This is a genomic window from Rhodohalobacter mucosus (assembly GCF_003150675.1).
Taxonomy (GTDB): domain Bacteria; phylum Bacteroidota; class Rhodothermia; order Balneolales; family Balneolaceae; genus Rhodohalobacter; species Rhodohalobacter mucosus.
Genome location: NZ_QGGB01000004.1, coordinates 16,917 through 38,609 on the forward strand (window position 1 = coordinate 16,917; position 21,693 = coordinate 38,609).

16 protein-coding genes and 1 tRNA gene are annotated in these 21,693 nt (G+C 45.8%); 12 read left to right on the forward strand and 5 right to left on the reverse strand.

Features of this window, described 5'->3' with window-relative positions:
* The first annotated feature begins 31 nt into the window (after positions 1-31).
* Positions 32-1,066, forward strand: coding sequence for an FAD:protein FMN transferase (locus DDZ15_RS05145; RefSeq protein WP_109645807.1), 1,035 nt, complete (start codon positions 32-34; stop codon positions 1,064-1,066).
* A gap of 311 nt (positions 1,067-1,377) precedes the next feature.
* Here DDZ15_RS05145 and DDZ15_RS05150 read toward each other — a convergent pair whose 3' ends face one another.
* The 4 genes from DDZ15_RS05150 to DDZ15_RS05165 form a co-directional block, all read right to left on the reverse strand.
* Positions 1,378-2,715, reverse strand: coding sequence for a Gfo/Idh/MocA family protein (locus tag DDZ15_RS05150; protein WP_109645809.1), 1,338 nt, complete (start codon positions 2,713-2,715; stop codon positions 1,378-1,380).
* A gap of 39 nt (positions 2,716-2,754) precedes the next feature.
* Entirely contained in the window at positions 2,755-3,852 is a 1,098-nt protein-coding gene (locus DDZ15_RS05155) for a formylglycine-generating enzyme family protein (RefSeq protein ID WP_109645811.1), read from the reverse strand.
* A 367-nt stretch (positions 3,853-4,219) separates the two neighbouring features.
* Positions 4,220-5,239 (reverse strand): threonine aldolase family protein, encoded by a 1,020-nt coding sequence (locus tag DDZ15_RS05160; RefSeq protein ID WP_109645813.1) that lies wholly within the window; start codon positions 5,237-5,239, stop codon positions 4,220-4,222.
* 146 nt (positions 5,240-5,385) lie between these two features.
* The gene (locus DDZ15_RS05165; RefSeq protein WP_109645814.1) at positions 5,386-6,240 is read right to left on the reverse strand and encodes a 3-hydroxyacyl-CoA dehydrogenase family protein; all 855 of its coding nucleotides are present in this window, start codon (positions 6,238-6,240) and stop codon (positions 5,386-5,388) included.
* A gap of 145 nt (positions 6,241-6,385) precedes the next feature.
* Here DDZ15_RS05165 and DDZ15_RS05170 point away from each other — a divergent pair, with 145 nt between their 5' ends.
* The 6 genes from DDZ15_RS05170 to DDZ15_RS05195 all read left to right on the forward strand — a co-directional run bounded on the left by DDZ15_RS05170 (position 6,386) and on the right by DDZ15_RS05195 (position 13,679).
* On the forward strand, positions 6,386-8,812 hold the full coding sequence (locus DDZ15_RS05170) for a penicillin acylase family protein (RefSeq protein WP_158278622.1): 2,427 nt from the start codon (positions 6,386-6,388) through the stop codon (positions 8,810-8,812).
* 185 nt (positions 8,813-8,997) lie between these two features.
* Complete coding sequence (locus tag DDZ15_RS05175) at positions 8,998-11,820, forward strand: serine hydrolase domain-containing protein (protein ID WP_158278623.1); 2,823 nt, start codon at positions 8,998-9,000, stop codon at positions 11,818-11,820.
* Positions 11,817-12,497 (forward strand): cytidine deaminase, encoded by a 681-nt coding sequence (locus DDZ15_RS05180; RefSeq protein ID WP_109645819.1) that lies wholly within the window; start codon positions 11,817-11,819, stop codon positions 12,495-12,497. The genes DDZ15_RS05175 and DDZ15_RS05180 overlap by 4 nt, the downstream gene beginning before the upstream one ends.
* Position 12,498: 1 nt before the next feature.
* Positions 12,499-13,101 (forward strand): hypothetical protein, encoded by a 603-nt coding sequence (locus DDZ15_RS05185; protein WP_109645821.1) that lies wholly within the window; start codon positions 12,499-12,501, stop codon positions 13,099-13,101.
* A 165-nt stretch (positions 13,102-13,266) separates the two neighbouring features.
* On the forward strand, positions 13,267-13,449 hold the full coding sequence (locus tag DDZ15_RS05190) for a histone H1 (RefSeq protein WP_109645823.1): 183 nt from the start codon (positions 13,267-13,269) through the stop codon (positions 13,447-13,449).
* A gap of 158 nt (positions 13,450-13,607) precedes the next feature.
* Positions 13,608-13,679, forward strand: a tRNA-Asn gene (locus DDZ15_RS05195).
* A 396-nt stretch (positions 13,680-14,075) separates the two neighbouring features.
* On the opposite strand, the gene DDZ15_RS05200 is transcribed toward DDZ15_RS05195, so the two are convergent.
* Positions 14,076-14,315, reverse strand: a complete 240-nt coding sequence (locus tag DDZ15_RS05200) for a hypothetical protein (protein WP_109645825.1) — start codon at positions 14,313-14,315, stop codon at positions 14,076-14,078.
* Between the two features lie 448 nt (positions 14,316-14,763).
* Here DDZ15_RS05200 and DDZ15_RS05205 point away from each other — a divergent pair, with 448 nt between their 5' ends.
* From DDZ15_RS05205 to DDZ15_RS05225, 5 genes are all read left to right on the forward strand, one after another.
* On the forward strand, positions 14,764-15,636 hold the full coding sequence (locus DDZ15_RS05205; protein WP_109645827.1) for a helix-turn-helix domain-containing protein: 873 nt from the start codon (positions 14,764-14,766) through the stop codon (positions 15,634-15,636).
* Between the two features lie 155 nt (positions 15,637-15,791).
* Positions 15,792-16,904, forward strand: a complete 1,113-nt coding sequence (locus DDZ15_RS05210) for a nickel-binding protein (RefSeq protein ID WP_109645829.1) — start codon at positions 15,792-15,794, stop codon at positions 16,902-16,904.
* Positions 16,905-17,067: 163 nt separating this feature from the next.
* Positions 17,068-17,565: a YybH family protein gene (locus tag DDZ15_RS05215; protein ID WP_109645986.1), complete on the forward strand. Its 498-nt coding sequence runs from the start codon at positions 17,068-17,070 to the stop codon at positions 17,563-17,565.
* A gap of 117 nt (positions 17,566-17,682) precedes the next feature.
* Positions 17,683-19,065 carry an FAD-binding oxidoreductase gene (locus tag DDZ15_RS05220; RefSeq protein WP_109645830.1) on the forward strand — a complete coding sequence of 461 codons (1,383 nt, stop codon included), beginning with the start codon at positions 17,683-17,685 and terminating at the stop codon, positions 19,063-19,065.
* Positions 19,066-19,215: 150 nt separating this feature from the next.
* Positions 19,216-21,657, forward strand: coding sequence for a TonB-dependent receptor (locus tag DDZ15_RS05225; protein WP_109645832.1), 2,442 nt, complete (start codon positions 19,216-19,218; stop codon positions 21,655-21,657).
* The last annotated feature ends 36 nt before the right edge of the window (positions 21,658-21,693 follow it).

Sequence of the window (21,693 nt, forward strand, 5' to 3'; positions counted from 1 at the left end):
CAAGATTAAAGGATTTACATATGTTTATTGAATGAAGTTGATCAGATACCTTATTACCGGATTTTTTGGCGCAATTTGCCTGCTTTTAGCAACTCTTCTGCCTGGTTTTGCCCAGGAGCTGCAGCGCTACACGTTCGATTCCCGTCATATGGGAACACAGGTTAACATTATTCTTTACGCCGGGAATGAAGCTCTGGCCATTCGCGCCTCAGAGGCAGCATTTGACAGAATTGAAGAGCTGAATCAATTAATGAGCGATTACATTGCAACCAGCGAAGTGAACCTGGTTTCTGAAAAATCAGGCTCCGGAGAGTGGGTCAGCATCAACGAGGACTTGTATGGTTTGCTTCAAACGTCTGGACAGCTTTCGGAGATGACAAATGGGCTGTTTGATGTTACAATGGGTCCATTAACCCATGAGTGGAGATATATTCGAATGATGGCTGAACCGGAACCGCCGGATGATGAGAAACTGGAGCGTTTGCTTAAGAAAGTCGGATATCAACACCTGGAATTTGATGAACAGACAAGATCAGTGCGTTTAAATAAAAGAGGCATGCAGCTTGATCTGGGAGGAATTGCCAAAGGTTATGCAGCAGATAAAGCCATAGAAAAACTGAAGGAGTTTGGCATCAAATCGGCACTGGTAGATGCGGGGGGAGATATTACGGTATCCGCTCCACCTCCCGGCCGGGAGAGCTGGACCGTGGCCGTACCAAAGAGTACCGCGGCAGATAAAAATTCAACGGCATCGCTGAAGTTGCATAACAAAACTATTACAACATCCGGTGATATGTTCCAGTTTCTGGAATTTGAAGGAGTACGCTATTCACATATTATCAATCCAAAAACCGGACTGGGGTCAACATTTAGAATTCAGGCTACCGTAATTTCAGAAGACGGGATGGTAGCCGACGCCCTTGCATCAGCATGTACGCTGATGCTGCCCGACCAGTGCCTGAGACTTATCAACGGAATTGACAACGCGGAAGCAATTATTTTCAGGTCGCGGGAAGGAGAAATTGAAGAGTGGACAACCGCAGGTTTTGACCGTTTTCTGGATTAAACATTCTCCTACCGGGGTGAGTTTGATATGAAAGATTTTTGAAAAGTCTCACTCCGTGGGCTTCCGAAGTGCAAGGAAAGACTCCCCCTGATGGGATTACCGCCTCACGCCTGGAGGAGTGATTGTGCCATGGGCGAACCTTTGCAGTTAAAGGACAATGAATCAACTTTTTTAAAAATGAAACCTTGAGAATAGTGCAGTTAATCACATCGACCCCACCTTACAAATGAGGGGTGACTCATAGTACGATAACTTTGAATCGCCCCTCATGACTCCCTTTGTGGAACTACGCTATTAATTACCCTGCCGCTTTAGTGAGGCTCTGTAACTCCGGGTACCGGAACCGGGTAGAATCCGTTTTCATCGGGCCTTACCGGGGGTTCCATATCCCAGCCAACATAATCAGGCATTAACTGCGCATCTGAATTGATTGCTTCATCCCAGGTCATAAACTTTCCTGAATATGTAGCCATTCTGCCCATTATAGCCGTCATAGTTGTTTTTGCTCCATAATCCGTATCATCAATTACGTCTCCCCTTCGGATGGCACCGAAAAGTTCGTCATGCTCCTGCTGATATGGATTTGGATCATTAAAACCATCGTGCTCATACCTCAGTATACCGTTATAATCACGGATAACGGCGTTATGCCCGCTGTCAAGAGAAACGGTTCCCCGCGCTCCCATCAGATTCTCAGCGACCCTTGAAAAGGTATCTTTCTGATGGCGGCACTGTGCGGAAATCACCGCACCGCCGGGGTAGGTGTATTCAACAAAATGATGATCGAATATCTGCCCGTACTCTTTTCCGGTTCGGACCTCACGGCCGCCCATTCCCTGTGCTGAAACAGGGTACTCTCCAATGAACCAATTGGCTATGTCAATGTTGTGAATATTCTGTTCGAGCAGCATATCCCCTGCAAGCCATGTGAAATAGAACCAGTTATGAACCTGATAAGCCACTTCCGACATACCCGGATTTCGATGGCGAACCCATACGCCCGCATCATTCCAGTACACCTGTCCTGAAATGATCTTTCCAATCGCATTATCAGAAATACGTTTGAAGGCTTCGCGGTAATTGTTCTGATACCTGCGCTGAAGGCCGATAACAACATTCAATTTCTTTTCTCTTGCAATTTCGGCAGCATCCATGAATTGCCTCACGCCCGGCGCATCCGTTGCGATGGGTTTTTCACAGAACATATGAACACCCGCTTTAACGGCTTCTTCAAAATGTGCGGGACGGAATCCCGGAGGAGCAGTCAAAATGACCACATCGGCCAGGGCAATTGCGTCTTTGTATGCATCAAAGCCCACAAATTTATGCTCTTCGGGCACATCCAGCCTTCCTGAGTCCAGATGGCGCTGTGCCAGCGTATCGTAACAAGAATCAAGCCTGTCTCTGAACAGATCGGCAAGGGCAACAATTTTTACACCCGGATCGGCATTTAGGGCCTGGTTGGCGGCACCTGTTCCTCTTCCCCCGCATCCAATTACTGCCAGCTTTAAAGTATCATTCCCTGCAGCATATGCACTTTGTCCGACGGGAAGCGAGCTTAGAATAAATCCCCCTCCTGCTGCAAGTGTCGTTTTTCTCATGAAATCACGCCGGCTTATTCCTTGTTTGAAAATATCTTTTGTTTCCATGCCTGCTACCTTTCGTTTTAGATTTAACCTATTGCGATTTTAGTTGTAGTCCTGGATGGCCTCAATCCAATATTTTTCCATCTCTTCTGCCGATTCAGGTTGATTTTCAGGCATGACTACCCTTATTCCAATGTTGAAAGCATTCGTATGCCACCAAAGGCTTTTCGGGAGCTGCGGATCATCTCGTTTCCAGTTTGGATCCGATCCTCTTCTTTCAAAACAACCGGCCTGTTCTTTGCTATCCATCCACGATCCACCCCTTACTGAACGGGGGTAGAGTTCGTCGGGCCTGAACCAGGGGTTTACCGCAGGTTCATCTTCTAGATGCTGAAAATAGGCTTCATGAAACTGGTCAAAGGTCCATTCTGCAACATTTCCAAGCATGTCGTGAATACCCAGCGAATTGGGCTCTTTACTGCCGGTTTGATGATATTTTCTATCACTGTTTTCTCTGTGCCATGCGTACTGATCTACCTCTCCCGGGTGCCCCTCACCCTCTATACCCCCGCGGCAGGCCAGTTCCCACTCAGCTTCGGTGGGCAGCCGATAAAATTTTCCGGACTTGACCGTCAGCCACTTCGTAAACATATATGCGGCAAAGTGGGTCACATTTACGGCGGGATAGCCATCTGTTCCCATTCCACGCGTTAAGTCGCCCCATGAGGGAGATGGTGTGGAAATGACATCAGTGGGGATATCAGCCTCACGAAGCACCTCAAGCAATTCTTCGGTCATGGTAGGTGAAGAGATGGCATCTGCATCGATATCCACGCCATAAAACGTCTTGAACACCTCTCTCCTCAGATCCTCCGGACTGGCATTCGCAAATTGATTGTACAAATCCCAGGAGATTTCAAATTTACTGATCCAGAACGAGTCTACTTCAACTTCATGTATGCCATCGCCTCCATCTGAACCCATGGCAAATAGACCGCCGGGTACCGGAACCATCTCAATGGTTTCGTCAACTCCCTGTAACGTTTGAGAGAACTCTTCAAAAGGTATCGGATCGGTTTCCGGATGAACTTGCGTATTGGATAGGCCATATCCGGTAAGCAGAGAAGAGATAAGCAAAAGTAGACCGACAAATACGTAATTTTTAAAGCCCATAGAGTAACTCTGCCCAATAATTGACATTCAGTTTATGTAATATCCGTTATTATGATCCAAAAAAACCATAGGGATTTCCCTGAATAATGGTGATTCATGGATGATTTTCTTCTCTTCAAGCCGTTTTCAGGACGAAAATAGCTCTTCTTTTTAGACATCAGCCGCATCGGAAAAAGATTTCAGGCGAACAGGAAATGATAATGTAAGAAGGGATAGCTTGACCCAGGGGCCGGATGGGAAAGCAGCGAAACGACGGGTTCAACTTTTAAGCTCGAACGGTTTTACTTATCGAAGTAGCGGTATTGATGTCCGGAAAACCTTTTAGTTGGCGGCCGTTTAAAAAATGTCGGCGTCAATCTGCAGGATCTCTGCCCGGCATGCGATCAACTGTACTTCAATTGCCGTATCCCCTGACCACTTCGATCACCTTTTCCAGCTCTGCATCCCCAACCTGAAAATGAAAAGTAGCCCGGATCGTTTTTGGGCCAAAAGGAATTATGCCGACACCTGCATCAGAGAATTCAGTAAGAACATCCTCAGCCATTGCGCTCTTCACGTCAAAAATAACAATGTTGGTCTCAACTGATGAAAGGTCAATTTGAAAAGAAGGGTTTTCGTCTACGGCTTCCGCAAATAACCTGGCGCGACGGTGATCTTCCTCCAATAGAGGAAAATGATGCTCCACGGCGTAATCGGCCGCAGCTGCAAGCAAGCCCACCTGGCGCATACCCCCGCCCCACATTTTTCTGAAACGTCGTGCTTTGGCAATGTGATCAGCCGAAGACAGCATCATGGATCCAACCGGAGCGCCGAGTCCCTTGCTGAAACAGATTGAGATTGTATCGGCAATGGAACCAAAAAACTCCGGCTCGATGTCTGTTTTAATAATGGCATTCCAGATACGCGCCCCGTCAAGGTGCAAAAAAATACCCTGCTCATCAGCCAGGTTGCTCAGCTCGAGCATCTCTTCCCGCGAATAGCATACACCCCCGCCTTTGTTGGTGGTATTTTCAATAGCAATTACGCGCGTGTGCGGGTCCCAGTCATTTTTTGGACGAATAGCTTCTTCAGCCAGCTGCCTGGATAATTTTCCGTTTTTGCCTTTGAGCGGACGCAGCTGAACCGATGACAGGTGCGCCGCCGCACCCGATTCATAGTTAAAAACGTGACCCAGTTCGTCAATAATCACTTCATCGCCCGGCCGGGTCAATACCGCAATGCTTAACTGATTGCTCATGGTACCGCTTGGCACAAACAGCCCCGCTTCCATTCCGAACATGCCGGCCATTTTCTGTTCGAATGAATTCACAGTGGGATCCTCGGAAAACACATCGTCTCCCACTTCCGCTTCCATAATTGCATTCAGCATTCCAGGGGTGGGTTTGGTTACGGTGTCGCTACGAAGGTCGATCATGGAATGGCTTGTTGTTAGTTGTTGGTTGTCGATTGTTAATGGTTAGTTGGAAGTGGTTCTTTGTTGATGCCCGGATCATACCTTCACTTTTGCCTTTTGCCTTTTGCCTTCTGCCTTCTCACTTCTCAAGACTCAAGACTAATAAACTAATACGTAAAAAACCCTTCTCCCGTCTTATCGCCCAGCTTCCCTGCATCCACCATCTTCACCAGGAGCGGACACGCACGGTATTTGGGGTCTTTGAAGCCGTCGTACAGTACGTTAAGAATATCGAGACAGACGTCAAGTCCGATAAAGTCTGCCAGACGCAGCGGCCCCATGGGATGTGCCATGCCCAGCTTCATCACCTGATCGACATGCTCCGGTTCTGCTACGCCTTCATGTACGCAGAAAATCGCTTCGTTGATCATCGGCATAAGAACACGATTGGATACGAAACCCGGAAAGTCGTTTGCGGGAACGGGAACTTTGCCCAGCTTTTCCGAAATACTCATGATGCTTTTGGTAACCTCTTCGTCGGTATCGAGGCCGTTAATTACCTCCACCAGCTTCATGACCGGTACCGGATTGAAAAAGTGCATTCCTATAAATCGCGACGGCCGGCCGGTAACGGCTGCCAGTTTTGTAATGGAAATTGAGGATGTATTGCTGGCCAGAATGGCCTGGTCAGGTGCATGTTTGTCAACCTCTTCAAAAATTGATTTTTTCAGTTCAAAGTTTTCCGGAACAGCTTCAATAATAAGGTCAGCTTCCATAACAGCACCCGGAATATTGAGGTGGGGCTGAATTCGATCAATCGCTTCGCTTCTGTCTTTTTCACTGATTTTCTCCTTGCTCACCATCCGACTTAAATTCTTGTCGATAGTGTTCATGGCACGGTCAACAAACTCCTGCTTCGTTTCCACCAGCTTCACATCAAATCCATTCATTGCAAATACATGAACAATGCCATTTCCCATGGTACCGCCGCCAATAACGGCTACAGTCTTTACTTCACTCATTGGTTAGCTCCATTTTTTATTTCATCAATCATCGTTTCATTCGGCCTTGAGAGTATGTATTTTGACGGGAATTTTCAATTCAAACAGCCACATATTTCCATCTCTCTGCATTTTTATCATGGGTTCTATTTTACGGCTAATCTTATTGATCTTTCTTGTGCTGACCGGTTTTGCGGTAATCGGCATATACTGGACCTTTTTTAAACCCCTGCCCGACTACTCCGAAACCATTGAAACCCGACAGCTTGAAGACCCCGTGGATATACACTGGGATTCGTACGGCGTGCCCTATATTTACGCGGACAACGAACGTGATCTTTATTTTGCCGTCGGGTATATACACGCACAGGAACGTCTCTGGCAGATGACACTCTCCCAGATATCAGCGCAGGGCCGTTTTGCAGAGTTTTTTGGAGAAGACCTGGTTGAACTGGATAAATACCAGCGAACTCTCGGATTCTGGGAAACAGCAGGACGAATAGAGAGTGAAACCGATCCGAGGTTAACAGGTCTGCTTCAGAGCTACGCTGACGGTGTGAATGAATATGTCAGGCAAAACCGACGCAATCTGCCGCTCCAGTTCACCCTGCTTGATGTTGAACCAATCGAGTGGACGGTCAGACACTCCCTGGCAATGACCCGCCTGATGGCGTGGGATCAGAATATTCACTGGTGGAGTGAGCTTACCTTTGCGTTCCTTGAAGAGTCACTACCCGCCTCCAGGCTACAGGAACTTTTTCCCGAATATGACGACCGCTATCCTACAACAATGGATGACTCGCAGAGTCGCAATATTGCAGCCAGCATGCTGCCGTTAATTGAGAAAGAATTCAGCAGAAAAAAAATCCTCTCTATGGAAGGAACCCAGGTTGGCAGCAATGCGTGGGCCGTACACGGTTCACGGACCGAATCGGGCTACCCCATTCTGGCCGGCGATCCTCATATGGGGCTTAGTATTCCCGGTTTCTGGTTTGAAGTACACTACTCCGTTCCCGGCCATCGCATTACAGGCGCTACCATACCCGGAATGCCTTTTGTGGTACTTGGCAACAACGATCATGCTGCATGGTCTATTACCAATATGATGGCCGATGTGGCTGACTTTTTTATTGAGACGCCCGACAATCGCAATCCGGATCGATATATCACCGATGCAACAGGCAGCGAGCCTCTTAGTGAACCTTTTCAGATACGGAATGAAGTCATTCGTGTGAAGGGTTCAGATGATCAGTTATTCAGAGTTAGGGAAACGGTTAACGGTCCAATTGTAAGCGATTTGATTGCATCAGATGCAGATACGACGATCAACCAGACTATTTCTATGTCGTGGACAGGCCATCGGGTGAGCCATGAGACTCTGGCTGTTTATCGCATGAATCATGCAGAATCGATGCAGGAGTTCGAAGATGCCGTTCAGGAATTTCGCGCCCCGGCGATGAACTTTACCTATGCAGACAAGGAGAACAACATTGCCATTTTTAGTGCAGGAGCTATTCCCATTCGAGACTTCAACCCGCTTTTATTCAGAAATGGTTCTGATCCGGAACACAGGTGGAGCAACATGGTACCGTATTCTGAACTTCCGAGGCTGGTGAACCCGGACCAGGGATATGTGGCTCATTCTAATAATAAACTCCATACGGACAGCTATACTCACTATATCGGCTCATTCTGGGCCCCTCCCTCAAGAATTATGAGAGTAGGCCAGCTGCTGCGAACAGACAGCCTCATTACGGAAGAGTTTGTTCAGCAAATGCAGTTTGATGCCTACTCGGAGCATGCTCGCGAAATCACTGAAGACATTCTGCCAATGCTGCGCGGACCGGATAGTGAGGAATTTGAACAGGTTCGATCCTACCTTGAAAACTGGGATTTCAACTATACGCCGAGTTCTACGGCGGCTACCATATTTGATCTCTTCTATCTGAATGTTGCACACAACACGCTGTCGGATGAACTGGGAGATCATGCTTATCAGACACTTTCGACGCTTAGTTATCTTCCGGTCAGGATTATCCACCGCATGATCGACAACAACAGTGTATTCTTCAATAATGTGCGAACGGATGAAGCTGAAGACAGGACCGATATTGTGCGTCAAAGTATGAGAGAAACCATTTTACAGCTTGAAGAACGATTCGGCAATGAACCCTATGACTGGCGCTGGGAAAATGTGAATTCGCTGACGCTGAAGCCACCGCTTCTGGGTGAAGCAGCAGCAAACCCGGAAGCTCCCGGAACGCTGAAACTGATTGTTCAAAACATTTTTAATAAAGGCCCCTACAGTCCCCATGGCCACTCCATGTCGATTAATAAAGCAGAGTACAGCTGGGATTCCCCGTTTGAAGTATTTCTGGGCCCCTCTATCCGGCTGGTGGTGGATCTCTCCAATAACAGCCGCAGTTTTTCCGTTTTGCCTACGGGTCAGTCCGGTAATCCGCTCTCTACCCACTACGGAGATCAAACCGATATGTGGCTGGAAGGCAGATATCGGTCGGTCTATAAAGACAGCACGTTTTTTCAGCAGGCCAGCTATCAAACCATGAAACTGTTACCGCAATCACCCCGATAAGCAGGCATGCAGATAACCCTGCACTTTGATTTGAATTTACAACCTCGCTATACATGAAGCATCAGTCCATCATACATTATTTTTCGAATGCGGTTGTCTGTATACTACTGGCCTCTGCAATATTATACCTGGGAGGCTGTAAAAGTTCGGAACCCTTTGAGTTGAAAACGACCGACAGAACCCATTTGTCCGAACCGCAGCCCTCGAACGGGCATATCGAACGCATTTCAGAGATGAGCGGAACCATACCGGTCGATTCCATGCTGAACAGCCTTACGCTGGATGAAAAAATAGGTCAGCTCTTCTCCGTGCCTGCTTACGGCAGCTTCACAAATGAACACGATCCCGGCTTCTTAAGGCTTAAGCGGCTTATCCGTGACTACCATATCGGAGGGATAATCTTTTTCCGGGGTGATGTATACGGACAGGCAATCCTGCACAACAAGCTGCAACGAACCGCAAAACTCCCGCTTTGGGTTTCGCAGGACATGGAGTTCGGTGCTGCAATGCGTGTGGAGGGTACCACGCGCTTTACTCCTGCAATGGGTGTTGCGGCTACCGGTAATCCCGAAAATGCATATCTGAAGGGTAAAATTACCGCGAGAGAAGCAAAAGCTCTGGGAGTTCACCAGATTTATGCTCCCGTACTTGATGTGAACAACAATCCGGACAATCCGGTCATCAATGTGCGTTCATTTTCAGCAGATCCTGATCTTGTAGCCCTGTTTGGAATGAATATGATTGAAGGCATAGAAAGCGAGGGTATTCTTGCCACCGCCAAGCATTTTCCCGGCCACGGCGATACCGATGTGGATTCGCATTTAAACCTCCCCGTAATCAATCATGGAATTACGAGGCTTGAGGAGATCGAACTGGTGCCGTTCCGAAAAGCGGTTAATAACGGGCTGCGGAGCGTGATGAGTGCACACATAGCGTATCCGAACGTAAGCACAAACGGCAACCTGCCCGGAACACTTGATGAAAGCATACTTCGATCGCTTTTAATCGATGAGCTTGGATTTAACGGCCTTGTTGTTACCGACGGTCTGGAAATGCAGGGTATTGCAGCAAATTTTTCACCCGGAGAAGCGGTAGTGCTCGCTCTGAAGGCCGGAGCCGATAAAATGCTGATCAGTCCCGATGAAATGACCGCCATCCACGAACTGAAGCGTGCGGTGCAGTCCGGCACCATTTCAGAAGAACGGATTGACCGGTCGGTACGAAAAATTTTGTCTTTGAAAGCCGAGCATGGCCTGTTTGAAAACAGAATGGTTAACACCGATGACCTCAGCTATACCATCGATACGCCGGAGTACAGAGCCATATCGGAGCGAATTGCCCGCGAGTCGGTGACCCTTCTTAAAAATGACGGAAATGTACTTCCGGTCAGAGATGTCGATTACCTGAATGTACTGGCTGTTGCGCTGTCGGATGACCAATCCGGTTCAACAGGTTCCGGATGGGCACGCGAGCTTAGAAAATATCATAACAATGTTTCGTTTCATGTGCTCGACCGCAGAACCTCGGAAGAAGAGATAGACGAGATGAGAAAGGACGCAATGAAGGCAGATCTTATCATTATAGGATCGTTTATTGTTGTACGTTCATCCCAGCCGATGCAGATACAGCCTGAGCAGCTTGAGATAATCAATGAACTGACGGCCGGTGAAACACCGTCTGTTCTCATGGCATTTGGCAATCCCTATGTGGTGCGCGACGTTCCCGATGCCGATGTTCATCTGATGGCCTGGTCGGCAAGCCGTTCTCAAATTGACCAGACTGTTCCGGCACTGTTTGGAGCCTCCCACATTACCGGACAACTGCCTATCCGAATTCCCGGTATGTATGAAATAGGCGACGGCATTGAAATGCGTCAATCAACCCTTCGATATGACACGCCTGAAGCTGTAGGCATGAGTGGAGATTCACTTCTTGCCATTGATATGATCATGCAGGAAGCCATTAACGATTCCGTATTTCCCGGTGGAGTTGTGGCTGTTATGCACAAAGGTGCCCTGGTCTGGAACAACGGATACGGATATTACGACTATTCAAAAACCAAAGAAATCTCAGCGAATGAAGTGTACGACCTTGCATCTCTGACCAAAGTGGTTGCCACTACAACATCTATAATGAAGCTTGTGGATGAGGGACTAATCGGCCTGGATGATCCGGTTCAGCAATACATCCCGGAATTTAGTGAAGGCATTAAGAAGAACGTTACCATACGTCACCTGCTGCTTCATACATCCGGACTGCCGGCCTTTAAGGTATATGTTGATGAACTTCAGACCCGGGATGAAATCATCAGCGCGGTTCGGCGCGAACCACTCATTTCCGACCCCGGCGAGGAGTACGAGTACAGCGACCTTGGCTTTATACTGCTGGGCGAGATTGTCGAACAGGTTTCCGGCCGCCGCCTTGACCGTTACGTCCGCACAGAAATGTTCTATCCTATGGGCATGTACTCCACACATTTCAATCCATCCGCCGTTGGCGGCTGGATGTCGAACAGGATCCCCCCGACCGAAATCGATACGGTTTATGAAAGGGGGCTTGTTCAGGGAGTAGTACATGACGAACGGGCCTACTATATGGAAGGAGTGGCCGGCCATGCGGGGCTTTTTTCAACCGCCCGTGACCTTGCCGTATATTCGTATATGCTACTGAACGGAGGCCTTTATGCCGGTGAAAGGTACCTGTCGGATAGTGTAATAAATGAGTTTACAGAACAACGCTCTGAACTCAGTAACCGGGGTTTTGGATTCGACAGAAAAAGCAGCGGATTCAGTACGGCAGGCAGCCTGTCGGGGCCCAATACGTTTGGCCATACCGGTTTCACAGGTACGTCCATCTGGATCGATCCTGACCGGGAAACAGCAATAATACTTCTTACTAACCGTGTACACCCCAACCGCAGCTACGGAAGCGGCATCGGGGAAGTCAGGGCAAAAGTGGCAGATACGGTTCTGGGAAGTATTGTATCAGATAAAGAACAGAGTTTATGATCAACGGTTATACCCCCTATTCCGGAAATCAAAATACATGTTATGTGAAGGGAGAGTCAGGCACCTTCTATCCCGGTGTACGCATCGAAAATGTCTCCTACCCGTTAACCATTTCGTCTGTCCAGGCAGCAGTATGCAGCTGCCTGGCGAACAGTGATAACCCCGTTGAGTATTATACGGGAGACCACCAGCCTGAGCTCCTTCAGGTTTGGGCTGATGAATACGATATGAAGCCGGGAGGCAAACTGCCCGACAGTCCGTTAAAGCTGTTTGATCCTCTGGTGCCATCCATACCCGACATCAAAAAAGAACTGGACGTTTTGACCGAAAAGTCCGTGACACCCAACTCAGGCTTTCCGGTCTCTGCATTGCTGCAGACGGAAAAGGGATATATCCGTGGAGTAAATATCGAATTAAGCTCCTGGGCACTTGGACTCTGTGCAGAGAGAGTGGCAATTTCAAGGGCCCTGACGGCGGGCTACACCCAATTTAAATCAATACATATTTATGCACCGGAAGCGGATTTTGTAAGCCCCTGCGGAGCATGCAGGCAGGTATTGCTGGAAGTTATGCCCGATGCAGACACGGAACTCTATCACGGTGACGGAACGTTATCCAAGCACATTGTTTCAGACCTATTACCCTTTGGATTTACGTCCCACAAATTAAAAAAATAAGATGGATTACATCGCAGTACTCTCGTACGAGCATCTCGACAACAGCATGTTTTTAAATGCGTTTACAAAAGCACTTTCGCGAAAGGAAAAAAGAGGGATTATTCTGCATGAAGACAGTGAGTACACCGACCGCCTTATCCAAACCGGAATGATGCGGGAGGATGCCAGAATCAGGGCTGTGAAAGATCTGAATCACAGACTGGTTGCGCTGTTTGCCGACCAGGGAATTTCCACGATTGGACTTAACGGCTACCAGAAAGAACTGATAAGCTATGGCGAATCCGGAATCTCGGTTGATGCCGGTCAATTTGCCCGTTTTCCCGACCACCCGGTTTTGCTGCTCTCAAATCTGATCCATCATTCAGGTTCAGAAAAACCGTTTTTTGCACCCCTCGCGGAACTGACTGTATCGCTAAAGAATTCCCTTGGCATCGATGAGACGATTCTTTTCAGCACGGATGATCAAAGCAGTGTGATCAAGGGTGATTTTCCCATGAGCATATCACCGGGAACACTTAGACAAAAAGAGCTGGAAACACACGTCCCTGAGGGTTTCAGGAACCGGCAGGAATCATTCATACTTACATCAGCTGATCTATTCTAATAGATTGCGGAATCAATGCAAAAGTGTTGTCTCTTAAAGCTAAAACCTGATTTAATTCGTTAAAATGGGGTTTTTTATTTGCCCCTTACCCCTCTGTTCAATAGTTTTACGGCAGATTCCAACGATTTAGATATGGACAAACATTAACTAACCAATGGAGTTATAATGAACAGAATTGAACAGATACAATCGATGGTAGCCGATCTTGAAGTGGATATGAACAAGTTCTATGAAAAAGGAAACAAAGCTGCCGGTACCCGGGCCAGAAAACAGCTCCAGGAACTGAAGAAAGTAGCTCAGGAAATACGATTGGAAATCCAGGACATGAAAAACTCCGGAGAAGTTTAGACCTGTTTGGTAACTGACTTACAAGCCGCTTTACCAAGCGGCTTTTTTTATATACGGCCAGCTTAAAAAAAAGCTTTTTTTATCTTGACTTCCGTTATCGCAACCCCGTATATTTGAGGCTCTGAACTTCACAGAGCGAGTTCTTTATCGATATTTATTCCTCGGTAGCTCAGTGGCAGAGCAGTTGACTGTTAATCAATTGGTCGTAGGTTCGAATCCTACCCGGGGAGCTTCTAAAAGCCTCTATCCTATTCAATTAGGGTAGAGGCTTTTTTTGTAGATGCATTATCAAAAAAATTAAGAGAAGACGCAGAGCCCCGATAAATACAGATGAAGGTTCTCCCGAAAAAACAGAATCCCCGCAGGTCTTTTGTGGATTGGATTTATATCCGTCTGTGATAAGCAGAAAAAGTATTTTGGCTGGTATCTCCACATTTCAGCTTCAACACATCGGTTCTATACCGCCTGAAGGTCTTATGTATGCCAAATAAACGTCAACTTACGGATAGAAATAGTAAAGTGGCCCATATGCGTATGCCCAGCGATAGTAACGCGGTAAACGATCTATAAGTGAACACAGATGCACCTGTAGTTCATTTTGAAATGCAGGAAGGACCAATTAGCTGCTATATCTTTGGCGCCCAGCTGGTGCAAAGCATCCCTTTTGTGGCAATGTCGGGGTGTACGCAGTCTTCCCGCTTAAATCGTGCACACGTACCGCAGTCAATGGACTTGTTCAGGTCGCCTTCACTGCTGAACTGATCGCAGGTGTATTTTTCGTTTACCTTCACTTCATGTGTGTTACAAAAGTTGGCGGCTGTAAATGAGGTGCACTGTCCACAGCTGCTTGCTATTCTGATAGGCATGGTTCAAAGATTTGATTCGTATTTTTTACCATAATACCAATCGCCGGATTAAAATAAATATATAGAGATACATTTAGAGATAGTCTAAATAGAATTACATTAATAACTTTGGTCCAGTGTGTATGTAAAATGAAAACCAGACTGCTACGGGGCTGCCGCTGGTTAATGATCAAATGGCTGTACGTGAAGAAAACCGCTATGCCCCCCAACGCAGTTGATCCGGAATTTTATGAGTTGCAGGGCTTATAGTTATTAAAACTATTCAGAAAAACTGATTTCTATCATATAAAGCAGACTCGATGGACTCTTACGCTTATCCTATGGGGAGTGAGCGGATGATCAGAAATGTCTGCCATTTTATGCTTCTCTTCTTATTGCCTGCCTGCATATTTATACGTACCCTGACCTTGAAGGGCTCACAATTATATCGGCAACTTCATAACGTACTATGGACCTTTATGAAGCACAAATTTCCAATCCTGACCTGTTCCGCCAGTTTTCGTTGAAAGACACGCTTTTCCTTCATTACTCATGTCCTCAGCGCGAAAAGGTACTGCAGCTCTACTCAAAGTACATTCAGTTTAATTTTACACTGAGCGGCAAACGTATTCTTAAGCAGGGAAATCATCGTTGGGTTGCCACACCTGATAATGGCCTGATTGTCAAAAAATGTGCTTTCATGCAGGAGCTGCCCGACGATTACCAAGGGTGGGATGTGCTTATATTTTACCTTCGAGATCACTACCTGAGATCGTTATTTGAAGAATTCAGGCCTCATTTATCATTGGAAGATTTACCGGCCCCGAACAAAATTATGTTTGAGCCGTTTGCAATTGATGACCACATCAAGAATAGCTATCAAAGTTTCATTCCATACATTCTGGAAAATAAAACGCTTCCTGACAACGTCTTTGAAAACAAATTCAAGGAATTGCTTTTCAACATTTTATCCCACCCGGATAACAAACACATTCTGGCCTACATCCAAAGCATTGCAGAAAATTATCAATCGGCCATCTGGGAGGTTATGGAGGCAAATTACATGTACAACCTGAAAATCCGGGACTTCGCTACCATAGCCAATCGCAGCTTATCCACGTTTAAGAGGGAATTTAAAGAACATTACAATACCACGCCCGGGAAGTGGCTTACGGAAAGAAGGTTACAGAGGGCAGAAAGCATGTTGAAATCCGGAAATAAATCCGTTGGTGATATAGCCTTTGATTGCGGGTTTAAAAATACGTCGCATTTCAGCAGGGTGTTCAGGGAACAGTATGGCCTCTCTCCTTCCGGTTATCAGAAAAAGTGGTCCGATAAGTAAAATTTTTGAACTTTTTAGAAAAATTTTAATCCCTGTAATCATGTATGTTATTAGTGCACTTACAGGAATTTACAAGATAGCATTTCAGAGTCGTTAATTTGAAATCTCATTATTTTTTCTAGATTGAACTACTCCTTTCTAAAAATTTCTTTTATATGCCTTTATACATGGATTGTCACGATACGCCCGGAATTAAAATTCAGGAAGCCGAGAAAGCACATCTGAAAGACCTGGCAGTTCAGGAAAAATTTGACGTAAAATACCTGGCATATTGGGTTAATGAAGAGAGTGGCAAGGTTTTTTGCTTGATGAAGGCCCCAAACAAAGAAGCCATTCGTAAGACTCATCTGCTGGCTAATGGGATAGAAACGTGCAACATAGTTGAAGTTGAGGGAGGCCTTTACTCAGCATTTATGGGAAAAGACCTGAGAGATAAAAACGACTTAGTTATTGATGAAAATGGAACACCGGATGGTGGGTATCGATTTATCCTGAACCTGGATATCATCGCTGTAACCCGGTTGTCCGGGTTTATCGATTTTGATGAATTAAAATTACCCCGGAAACCGCTTGAAGCTGCAGAGCGACTCATTTTAAAAAACAATGGTAACGTTATAAACCAATTGTCCTATGATCGGGTCATCGCTGTTTTTAAAACCCCGGAAAGCTGTCTTCTTTGCGCAAAAGAGATTCAGGAGGAATTTCTCTCCCATCAAAATCAGTATCCTCCCAACGAATGGAATTTCAGGTTCACCATGGGATTGTGTATCGGAGAACCGGTTACTTCTATGGATGACCGGATATTTCAAAAAGCACTCAACCAAAGTATGTGGTATTGTAAAATTGCTGAAAATGGAAAAATTGTACTACCGGTTGAATTTCAGGAAATAAGTGTATTCTGCAGAACAGAAATGGATGTTCCTGATATCACCATAATCGACAAGTCTGATCAGGAGTTTATTGAGCATTTGTTTGAGCTTATTAGCATCAATATTTCTAAAGACAATTTTACCATTGATAAATTGAGTAAAGAGATGCGACTGAGCAGAGCTCAACTGTACAGGAAAATAAACTCTATGTCTAACACCTCCCCGGTTCAATTTATCAGGGATATCAGGCTTAGAAATGCACTGAACCTGATTAAAGAGAGAAAATTATCGATCTCGGAAATTGCGTATGAGTTGGGCTTTTCAAATCCATCGTATTTCTCCAAGTGCTTCAAAGAAAAGTTTGGCATCTCACCGTCCAGAATAAAGGTTGAAGTTTAGTTACATACAGAAAAAAGTCCGGTAAGCTATATTGGAAAGGGTGATTCCCTGCGGGCAGTGCAACAAATGTTGCAAATATTGAAACAAATGAGGTTGAAGAGATTCAGACCCGGAAGTATTTATAAACTGACAAAAATATTTAACCCCACAGATGGAGTTTATTATGAACAGTTTATACAAAATTTTTCTGATTGGCACCCTTCTAACAAGTTTGATATGCACCGCATGCCAGGCTCAATCCAATGATGGAATAGCGGCGGAATATCCTGCAGAGAAAGCCGAAATCATGCAGACGTGGAATGAAATTGTGGAGAGCGTCAAAGCCGGAGACATTGACAAACTAATTTCTTTTCACGCTTATGGCCCCAAATTTACAGAATTCAAACAGGGGGCTCCAAGAAACGGTGGAGTGGAAAACGAAGCCTTTGAACGCGGTGTGTTTGGCAGTGTCCTGGAAGTTGTAAGAATGGACGCAAATGATCTGAAGATTGCCGTTTATCACGAAAATGTAGCCGTTGTTACCTTCCATTCCGACTTTCACCTGCAGTTTGAAGAAGAACTGGCCGTAGTGAATGACCAGATCAGCCTGGTGTTTGCTAAAAATAATCAAGGGGATTGGAAAATCGTGCACGAGCATCACTCTCCGCTTAGTCAATCGTAGGATAGGCAGACTCGTATTCTTTGCAAATGATCCGGCGTACAGCAACTTGAAGCGGCACGGTGAACCCGTAAAACAGATGCTTTTTATTAACAATCAACAACCCATCGGTAACACATAATGAATATTGAGGAGCTGCAATCTACTTTCAGAGGTCGTTTAATTCTGCCAGATAATTCAGATTACGATAAGGAACGGCAAGTCTGGAACGGATACATCGATAAACATCCATCCCTGATAGCACAGTGCAGCGGGACGGCAGATGTGATCGATGCCGTAAAATTTGCACGGAATAACAATATTGAGGTATCCGTTCGGGGCGGAGGTCACAATGTAGCAGGAACGGCTCTTGTCGATGACGGAATGGTTATTGATCTGTCTCGAATGCGAGCAGTGCACGTTGATGCACCGAAGAAACTCGCACGGGTACAGGGTGGCGCAACCTGGGGCGATCTGGACCGCGAAACACAGGTCTTCGGACTGGCGGCTCCGGGCGGTGTGGTATCCACTACCGGGGTTGCAGGACTCACGCTTGGAGGCGGACTGGGATGGCTCAGGAAAAAGCACGGGCTGAGCTGCGACAATCTGCACTCTGTAGAAATTGTAACCGCAGAGGGTAACTTACTTACGGCCAGCAAAACAGAAAACCCTGATCTTTTCTGGGCATTGCGCGGCGGTGGCGGAAATTTTGGGGTTGTAACATCCTTTGTTTTTCATCTTCATGAAGTAGGGCCAACCGTGATGATGTGTGCTATAATGTATCCGGTTGAAATAGCAGAAAGAGTACTTTCAACCTGGAAAGAGTTTATGATATCCTCGTCTGATGAAATCAGCGCACAGGCACTCTTTTGGGCTATACCGGATATCGAAGATTTCCCTGAACAGGCAAGGGGAAAGCATGTAATTTCCATTACAGCCATGTATGCCGGAGATCCGGACGAGGGTGAAAAAGCTTTTCAGCAGTTACGGAATATTGATGAGCCGGTGATCGATCTGAGCGGAAAAATTCCGTATGCAGTAGCCAACACAATGTTTGACCCCTTCTTCCCGAAACATGAACGATACTACTATTTTAAGTCCCAGGATCTGGCGTCTCTGAACAAGGAAACTATGGATTTTCTGATTGAAGCAGCGAATGACAGGCCTGTCGATTCTATGTTATTTGCCATCTGGCACTATGGCGGAAAAATGAATCGGGTTGGAAGTGAGGATACGGCCTTTGGAAGCCGTGATACCACTTTTCTCTTCAGTGTCGATTCCATCTGGGATGATTACAGCAAATCGGAGGAAGTCATCTCCTGGTCGCGGGATATCCTCGATAAAGCAAAGGAATTTTCAGGAGATGGCATGTATGTCAATTTCTCGGGCTTCGGAGAAGAAGGCGAAGACCTGGTACAATCAGCTTATGGTGATAATTATGACCGGTTGTCCAAAATCAAATCAAAATATGATCCGGATAACTTCTTTCACATCAACCAGAATATTAAACCGGCGTCCAGCTAATTCTGATTATAGGGACAAACGATTCCTGAATAATCAGGAAACCTGACAATGAATGTTTTAGGCCCGGTAAAAGCCTGCCGCTTCTTGAGAATGCCCTTTTGGTGTTGATCAAGATGCGGTTATACATATCAATCAAAATCAGTTCCGGTTATGAATGTTCATCCTCTGTTATGGTTCACGGGTATCCTGTTTATCTTTTGCTTATTACCTGTTCATGCTATTTCTCAGGTACAGATAATAGGTACAGTTTCTGAAGCCGATAATACGCCCATACCTTCTGCAAATGTGTTAATTCTCAGTCCGGCAGACTCATCACTTGTAAAAGGAGCCGTAACAGATAGAGATGGTCAGTTCTCAATTGAAAACGTAGAATCAGGAACATACATCATTTCTATATCAATGATTGGATTTAAGGAGCATGAACGTTCGATCGTATTAGACGACAGGAATGACAGTCAGCTGAACCTTGAGCGGATCATACTGCAGGAATCACTTGAACAATTGGGAGAAGTTGTAGCAACTGCCCGCCGGCCGCTTTATGAACAGCAGGTGGACAGGCTGGTCGTAAACGTTCAAAGCAGAATCACAACTTCAGGGAGCAGCGCGCTGGAGGTGTTGGAAAAATCACCGGGTGTTCAGCTTAACCGTCAAAGCAATAATCTGTCACTCAATGGAAAGTCCGGTGTGATCATAATGATCAATGATAAAGTTGTTCGACTGCCACTCGAAGCCGTGATTACCATGCTGAATGGTATGAGCTCATCAAACATAGAAAAAATAGAGTTAATCACTACCCCTCCTGCAAGGTATGATGCCGAAGGAAATGCAGGCATCATCAATATCAGAATGAAAGATTACACGGATTTGGGATATACGGGCACCATTGGAACAGATGTTGGATACAATAGCGCTGAAACTCTCGGAGGAAACTTTTCATTCAGCAGCAGGAAGAGAAAAGTAGCTTTGCTGCTGAACTATTCGATCTCTTACAATAACTCAGAAGAGCATATGTTCAGCGAAAGGTTTGTTACCGAGAGTGGATTTACACAAAACGTTCGCACTGAAAATAGCAGAGACCCTATAACAGCCGTTCAAAATCTTACCGCAGGTATTGAATATGCCATCACTAAAGATACAGACATTGAATTGATTTTGACCGGTTATCGCCGTCTGTGGGATACAGCAGATTTTTCAGAGAATTTAAATCACTCCAGCCCGGGTCAACTTCAAACCATGGAGCAGCGTATACAGGAAAAGAATCTATGGCAGAATGGAATTCTTAATTTAGGAATCGATCATGCGTTTCGTAGTGACAGAACACTTAATCTGGATCTGGATTATCTCTATTACAATAACAGCAATCCATCGGATTATCAGATTGATGTACTGAGCGGCACGATCGATCCGAACTCTGCAGACATCATCAACGTGGAGAAAGATACGCCGCTTAGTTTCTGGGTAACAAAGATGGATTACCGGCACGGGATTTCAGAATATGTATCACTTGAGACAGGCATTAAAGGAACCTTTTCTAATTTTTCCAACGATGTCCGGGTAAATGAGAGGATAAACGGGACCTTTCAAATGAATAATCTGTTCAGTAACGAGGCTGACCAGAATGAGTTTATCGGGGCAGCATATGTAGCCTCAAATATAACACCTTCCGAGAGCATTCAGATCAATGCGGGAATCCGGTATGAATATGTTGACAGAAACTTAAGTTCTCCTGATGAGGGCTCGATTGTTGATCTGCAAACAGGTCGATTTTTCCCCAGCTTGTTTATTCAAAAAGGCTTTCAGGGACCCAATAGCCTGAATTTCTCCTATAGCCGCAGAATTACAAGACCCACTTTCTGGGACCTTGCTCCTTTTGTTTTCTTTATTGATCCAAACACTTTCCTGTCTGGAAATTCAAACCTCAAATCTGCCATCAGCGATAACTTTAGCCTTGGTTTTTCAAGAAATCAATTCCTGGTGACTCTATCATACTCACACAGCAGTGATGAAATTGCTCCATGGCAACCGGTTTACAACTCAGATACGGATAATCAAACATACAGTACCCAAAATCTGGATTATCTGGATACCTATGCCCTCACCTCCAGTTTTCCTGTGAACTTATCCAGGTGGTTGAATATACGCCTGAACGCAACGGGAACGTATCAATTCTACCGGTCAGCCCATCTGGAAGATAATTTCTCAGGTGAAGCTGCCGGATTTAATGCAAATATTGTGAATACCATAACCCTGACTGACAATCTGCTGTTTGAGGTTTCAGGAATGTATATTTCAAAATCAGTCTGGGGAATTACAAGATCCAGTCCAATGGGCACGCTGGATCTGGGTTTGCAGAAAAGTTTCAGCGATGGCCAGGGTACTTTGCGACTCAGAGCAAACGATATTCTGAACACAAATATACTGCAGGCAAGGACCAATCTGGAAAGTGACGGATTGAGTTCAGTCTGGCGCTATAATCGCGATTTCAGATCTGTTGCAATTTCATTTTCCTGGAATTTTGGAAGCAGTGATTTTGAAAATGTTGAAGTCAACTCAGGTTCCGCAGAAGAGCAAAACAGGGTTGGCATTAACTAGCCCGGCCTCTGCGACATGGAATAAACAGTTTACGCC